8 protein-coding genes and 1 tRNA gene are annotated in these 5,924 nt (G+C 70.4%); 6 read left to right on the top strand and 3 right to left on the bottom strand.

Going from position 1 to position 5,924, the window contains the following annotated elements; all coding sequences use genetic code 11:
- Both OQF71_RS13530 and OQF71_RS13525 read left to right on the top strand, forming a co-directional pair.
- A partial coding sequence (locus tag OQF71_RS13530) for a GNAT family N-acetyltransferase (RefSeq protein WP_280588302.1) occupies positions 1-294 on the top strand: 294 nt, incomplete at its 5' end.
- Positions 295-320: 26 nt separating this feature from the next.
- The gene (locus tag OQF71_RS13525) at positions 321-1,133 is read left to right on the top strand and encodes a 23S rRNA (uridine(2552)-2'-O)-methyltransferase (protein WP_280588301.1); all 813 of its coding nucleotides are present in this window, start codon (positions 321-323) and stop codon (positions 1,131-1,133) included.
- A gap of 36 nt (positions 1,134-1,169) precedes the next feature.
- Here the strand turns inward: OQF71_RS13525 and OQF71_RS13520 are convergent, their stop codons facing one another.
- Together OQF71_RS13520 and OQF71_RS13515 are read right to left on the bottom strand one after the other, a co-directional pair.
- A complete protein-coding gene (locus OQF71_RS13520) occupies positions 1,170-1,775 on the bottom strand; it encodes a dihydrofolate reductase (protein ID WP_280588299.1) in 606 nt (201 codons plus the stop codon).
- A 66-nt stretch (positions 1,776-1,841) separates the two neighbouring features.
- Positions 1,842-2,912, bottom strand: coding sequence for an ornithine cyclodeaminase family protein (locus OQF71_RS13515; protein ID WP_280588298.1), 1,071 nt, complete (start codon positions 2,910-2,912; stop codon positions 1,842-1,844).
- 302 nt (positions 2,913-3,214) lie between these two features.
- On the opposite strand from OQF71_RS13515, the gene moeB reads away from it, so the two are divergent.
- A complete protein-coding gene (moeB, locus tag OQF71_RS13510; RefSeq protein WP_280588297.1) occupies positions 3,215-4,027 on the top strand; it encodes a molybdopterin-synthase adenylyltransferase MoeB in 813 nt (270 codons plus the stop codon).
- Positions 4,028-4,063: 36 nt separating this feature from the next.
- Here moeB and OQF71_RS13505 read toward each other — a convergent pair whose 3' ends face one another.
- Positions 4,064-4,483: a zinc ribbon domain-containing protein gene (locus OQF71_RS13505; RefSeq protein WP_280588296.1), complete on the bottom strand. Its 420-nt coding sequence runs from the start codon at positions 4,481-4,483 to the stop codon at positions 4,064-4,066.
- Between the two features lie 147 nt (positions 4,484-4,630).
- On the opposite strand from OQF71_RS13505, the gene OQF71_RS13500 reads away from it, so the two are divergent.
- The 3 genes from OQF71_RS13500 (at position 4,631) to OQF71_RS13490 (ending at position 5,435) form a co-directional block, all read left to right on the top strand.
- Positions 4,631-5,011, top strand: a complete 381-nt coding sequence (locus OQF71_RS13500; RefSeq protein ID WP_280588295.1) for a Rid family detoxifying hydrolase — start codon at positions 4,631-4,633, stop codon at positions 5,009-5,011.
- Positions 5,012-5,326, top strand: a complete 315-nt coding sequence (locus tag OQF71_RS13495) for a hypothetical protein (RefSeq protein ID WP_280588293.1) — start codon at positions 5,012-5,014, stop codon at positions 5,324-5,326. It begins immediately after the preceding gene.
- Positions 5,327-5,353: 27 nt separating this feature from the next.
- A tRNA-Ser gene (locus tag OQF71_RS13490) sits at positions 5,354-5,435 on the top strand.
- Positions 5,436-5,924: the final 489 nt, after the last annotated feature.

Raw genomic sequence — 5,924 nt, 5'->3', positions numbered from 1 at the left:
CTCCGCGGCGACGCCGGGGCCGGCCGGCGGGCGCGACGCGGTCGAGGGATCGGCTCAGCGCTCGTCGCCGCGGCGGTGCGGCGGGCCGAACGCGCCGACGCCGTGGACGCGGTCACCGCCGCGTTCGACCCGAAACTGGACGCCTTTTATACGGAGCTCGGGTTCGCCATCGACCGCGACGGCGACGGCGACGCTCGCGACGGCGACTCCGGGGCCCACCGAGTGCGCGGTCGGCGCCCGGTCGGCGCGTCGGCGGGCGACGGTGCCCCGGAATCCGGCGAACGACGCCGATAAACGGCCGGACGGTCTACGACGGGCCAATGAGCGGAAAGGACGAGTACTACAACCGGTCGAAACAGCAGGGGTACCGCAGCCGGGCCTCGTACAAGCTGAAGCAGATCGACGAGGAGTCGGACCTCTTCGAGCGCGGCGACACCGTCGTCGACCTCGGCGCCGCGCCCGGCGGCTGGCTGCAGGTCGCCGCCGAGGAGGTGGGCGAGTCGGGTACCGTCGTCGGCGTCGACCTCCAGCGGATCGACGACCTCGAGGAGCACGACGTGGAGACGATCCGCGGCGACATGACCGAGGAGCGCACTCGTCACTACCTGCGCGAGGCGATCGGCGAGCATGGCGCCGACGTGGTGCTCTCGGACATGGCGCCGAACATGACCGGCGAGTACGCCCTCGATCACGCCCGCTCGGTCCACCTCGCGCGGCAGGCGTTCGACGTGGCCGAGGAGCTGCTCGCGCCCGGCGGCGACTTCGTCGTGAAGGTGTTCCAGGGGGAGGACCTCGACGCCTTCCGCGAGGACGTCGGCAAGGAGTTTCAGTACCTCCGGACCGTCTCGCCGCCCGCCTCCCGCGACTCCTCCTCGGAGGTGTACCTCGTCGCCAAGGGGCTCAACACGGCCCCCGTCGAGGCCGGCGACCGCTTGGAGGTGACTGTCGAGGAGCGCGGCGACGAGGGCGACGGGATCGCCTACGTCCAAGGGTACTCCGTCTTCGTCCCCGGCGCCGGGGTCGGCGAGACGCTGACGGTCGTCATCGACGAGGCGAAGCCGCGGTTCGGCTTCGCCGAGCGCGCCGACGGGAGCGGCGACGGCGACGCTCGCGATGGCGGCGACGGGGAATAGCGGCCCTGTTTTCGGTCGTCTAACGAGGCATCTCGTTCAGGTCGCGTCCGCGCGCCTGACCCACTCGCGGAGAGTGAACCCCTCGTAGTCGGTCTCGTCCGCCACGCGCCACTCCGTCTCGTCCCACGCCGGGAACCGAGTGTCGCCTTCGTAGGCGCCGTCGACGTGGCTGAGGGCCATCCGGTCGACGCACGGCTGGAACAGCTCGTAGATGGCCCCACCGCCGAGGACGTGGACGGGAGCGTACGGGTCGTTCGGGTCGGCGTCGGCCGGGGCCGTTCCGGCGGGAGACGTCTCGCCGGCGACGACGGCGCCCGATCCGCCGGCGACGCCGTCCCTCCCCCCGGGGTTGGCCCGCTCGCCGACGAGGTCGCGGGCGATCGAGATCGCCTCGTCGACGCCGTCGGCGACCACCGCGGTGGGCACGTCCACCGCGTCGACGCTGCGGCTCACGACTATCTGTCGGCGTCCGGGGAGGTCACCGCGCATGGAATCGAAAGTCCGTCGACCCAAAACGACCGGCGAGCCGGCGACGCGTTCGCGGTACTGGCGGACGTCCTCGGGGAGGTCCGGCCACGGAACGCCGCCGTCGTTCCCGATCACCCGGTTCTCCGCGAGCGCGGCGACGCTGACGAGTTGCACAGGATCGGTAGGGGCGGCGACGGTAAAAAGCGGTCGGCGAGCGCGTGAGCGGTCGGGGCCCGCCGGCTACTCCGCGAGGCCGAGCAGGTCGAACGGGTAGCCGTTGTCGGCCGCGTCGGCCTGCTCGTAGACGACGCGGGCGGCCGCGACGTCCTGGATCGCGAGGCCCGTGGAGTCGAAGACGGTGACGCCCGTGACGCCCTCCGCGCCCGTGCCGGGGGCGTTGCCGCCGGCGTCGACGCCGGCCCGGCCCGGGCGGGTACCGACGACGATCTCGCCGAGCTCGCCGTAGATGTCGTCGTCAGTGAGCGTGCCCGCCGCGTAGGGGACGTTGATCTCGCCGGAGTGGGTGCACTGCTCGTGGTCGTCGATGACGATCGTGGCGTCCAGCAGGAGCTCGTCCGCGAGCTCGTGTTTCCCCGCGGCGTCGGCGCCCATCGCGTTGACGTGGGTGTGCTCGCCCACGTCGTCGGGGCCGACGATCGGGTCCTCGACGGGCGTCACCGTCGAGAGCACGTCGCAGTGACCGGCCGCCGATGGAGCGCCCGCCCGGACGTCGAAGCGGTCCTCGAAGGCGTCGATGAAGTCCGCGACGCGCTCCTCGTCGAGGTCGCTGACCACGACCTCCTCGATGTCGCGGACCGCGGCGATCGCCTCCAGTTGGGTGTACGACTGGACGCCCGCGCCGACGATCCCGAGCGAGGTCGCGTCGGGGACCGCGAGGTGGTCGGTGGCGACCGCGGCGGCCGCGCCCGTGCGCTTCATCGTGAGCGTCGTGCCGTCGAGGATCGCCAGCGGGAACGCGGTCTCCGGGTCGGAGTAGATCATCGTCCCCATCACGGTCGGGAGGTCGTGGTCGGCGGGGTTGTTCGTGTGCGAGTTCACCCATTTGATGCCGGCCGCGTCCCACCCCTCGCCGCTCGGCGTCTCCTCGGCGGTGTCCCCCTCGCGCACGTCGAGGTAAGCGGGCATCGACCGGAAGTCGCCGTTGTACTCGGGGAGGTCGATGTACGACTTCGCGGGCATCTTCGCGTTCCCGCGCTCGTAGGCCGTGAACGCGCCGCGCACCGCGTCGATGACGCGATCCATGCGGGCGTTCTCGTCGACGTCGTCGGCGTTGAGAAGCAGCGTCTGCATGTCGCGATTTTTGCCGGAGGGGTACTTGAACCCTGTTGAATCGACGGGGAGCCGCCGGCGACGACGGTGCGAGGGAGTCGGTGGTCCGGAGCGACGCGGAGGCCCACCGACAGGGCGAGAGCGACGCTCTCGCTTGCAACCGCCGCGTAGCGCCGGTGACGAGGCTGGGGCTTTGGCGGTGTCAGTCGCCGGATCGGGGTCAACGATTTATAATCGACCGACCAAAGCGCCGAGCCCTGAGAGCGCTGAAACGTCGTCTCGTCGGGAACACGATTATACGGCCTCACTGCCCACACCAACGCATGAGTCTCTCGCTCGACGCCGACCAACTCGACCGGTACTCCAGACACGTCATCATGGACGAGGTCGGCCCGGAGGGCCAGGGGCGACTCCTCGACGGGAGCGCCCTCGTCGTCGGGGCGGGCGGGCTCGGCGCTCCGGTCATCCAGTACCTCGCGGCCGCCGGCGTGGGAACCCTCGGCATCGTCGACGACGACGTCGTCGAGCGCTCGAACCTCCAGCGACAGGTGGTCCACGGTGACGCCGACGTGGGCGAGCCCAAGGTCGAGTCCGCGGCCCGATACGTCGACCGGCTCAATCCCGACGTCGACGTGGCGACCCACGAGACGCGCCTCGACGAGGGGAACGTCCGCGACCTGATCGCCGGGTACGACGTGATCGTCGACTGCGCGGACAACTTCCGAACGCGGTACGTCGTCAACGACGCGGCCCGCATCGAGGGCCTCCCGGTCGTCCACGGCGCGATCTACAAGTTCGAGGGGCAGGCGACGACGCTCGTCCCCGACGGCCCCTGCTACCGGTGTCTGTTCCCGGAGGCGCCCGAGCCCGGGACCGTGCCCGACTGCGCGGCGACGGGCGTCCTCGGCGTGCTCCCCGGCACGGTCGGCTGCATTCAGGCGACCGAAGCGATCAAGATCCTCCTCGACGCCGGGGAGACGCTCGACGGTCGACTGCTCTTCTACGACGCGATGGACCTGACCTTCGAGACCGTCCCGTACCGGCGGAACCCGGACTGCCCGGTGTGCGGCGACGATGGCATCGAGACGATCGACGGGATCGACTACTCGGGCGGCTGTCGCGTGGACGCGAACTAGCGTCGCTCTTCTCGAACCGATCGACGCACGCGCCGCTCACAGCGAGCGCTCGGTCACCGACGAGCCGCCCCCGGCGCCCGAGTCGTCGGCCGCGAACCCCGACCGGACGCACCACCGACAGTAGCGGAACTCCGGGCGGTTCTCGACCCCGCAGTGCCGACAGGCGACGGTCTCGACAGCGGCGTCGGGCGGCGGCGGCGGGTCCGCGTTCGGGTCGGGTCCGGTCGCTCCCGCTCCGGCGTCGGCGCCCACGGCGATCTCCGGACCGGCGGCCAGGGAGCCGTCCGTGTCGCCACCGGACGCGGACTCCGACTCGGAAGGCGAGGAGCCCCCGGTCGACCCGAGCGTCTCTGGCGGCTCCCAGTCCCGCCTCGCGAGGAGCCACGCGAGCGCGACGTTGGCGGCGAGTACCCCGACGAACACCGCGACGACCGGAAGGAGATTTCCTCCCGTCATGTGTGTCGTGTTAGCAGGCGAAGGATATATGATCAGCGGTGGTCGAGGGGAGGTTCGCCTCGGCTTCGCCGGCGATCCGGTCCGACTCTCCGGAGGTCCGCCCCAGTCCCCGGCACTCTTAGGGCGGCCCGCCGAAGGTGAAGGCGTATGAAAGAGATCGTCCACACCGACGCGGCGCCCGAGGCGGTCGGCGCGTACAGCCAAGCGACGACGAACGGCGAGCTCGTGTTCACGGCCGGGCAGATCCCGCTGACGCCCGACGGCGACCTCCTCGACGACGCACCGATCGCCGAGCAGACGGAGCGGGCCCTCGACAACCTCGTCGCCGTGCTCGGCGAGGCGGGTGCGACGCCGGCAGACGTGCTGAAGACGACCGTCTTCCTCGCTGACATCGACGACTTCGACGAGATGAACGAGACGTACGCGGGCTACTTCGACGAGTCGCCGCCGGCGCGGTCGGCGGTGCAGGCGGGCGCGCTCCCGAAGGGCGTCGGCGTCGAGATCGAGGCGGTCGCCGTCGTCGAGTAGATGCAGCCAGAGGGAGACGAAGCCGGCGACGAGAGCGACAGACCCGGCGACAGGGGAACGACCGGAAAACGCCCGGACGGGTCCGCGGCGCGGCCGGCGAAGCGCGCCAGGGCGAAGTCGGCGGCGCTGTGGGGGATCGTCGGCGGGTTCGCGTTCCTCGCGCTCGCGCAGGGCTTCCTGCTCGTCGCGGGCGATCTCCCGGTCGGATACGGCGGACTGGTCGGACTCGTCGCGGCAGTCGCCGTCGCGTCGGGCGGAATCGCGTACGCGACGGAACACCGACTGCGGGCGAAGCGCGTGAAGAGAAGGACTTAACAGTCGCAGCGGATTATCTCGGAGTGAGCCAGGATGGCCGAGTGGTAAGGCGCACGCCTGGAAAGCGTGTTCCCTTCCGGGATCGGGGGTTCAAATCCCTCTCCTGGCGTTCTTTGTCGACGCCGACGCGAACGAGGAGCGGAGCGACGAGCGAGTCCGGCGTCGACGAACCCGAGACGAGGGAGTTGAATCAGGGAGTGAAGCGAGCGGAGCGAGCGGAACAACTGGGGTGTAAATCCCTCTCCTGGCGTGTTGTACCGAACGCTACGCCGACAGCCACGGCGCTCTCGGTCCGCGTCTCGCCCGCCCGCGTCGCGCCGCCGGCTCGGCGGTCGCCGACCTGTTTGCTCGGCGATTTCGGAATCAACTCCCCCGCGACGTCTTCGCACAGCGGCAGAAGAGTCATATATGTGGGTATTGTTATCACGGGTGACGATGCCAGACACGAAATCAGGCCGCGAGCGGAAAGGGAGAAATAAGCGCCGGCAGCTGGAGAGTCGCCTCAACCGACGCGAGCTCGACGCCGCCGACGAACCGCCGGAACCGACGCTCGCCGAGGTCGACTCGGAGTACCTCGACGAGGACGCGCTCGATCGGT

The organism is Halorubrum sp. Boch-26, assembly GCF_029889805.1.
Lineage (GTDB): Archaea > Halobacteriota > Halobacteria > Halobacteriales > Haloferacaceae > Halorubrum.
Note: the sequence above shows the minus strand (reverse complement) of the source record. Positions and strands in the feature narration are given on the sequence as shown.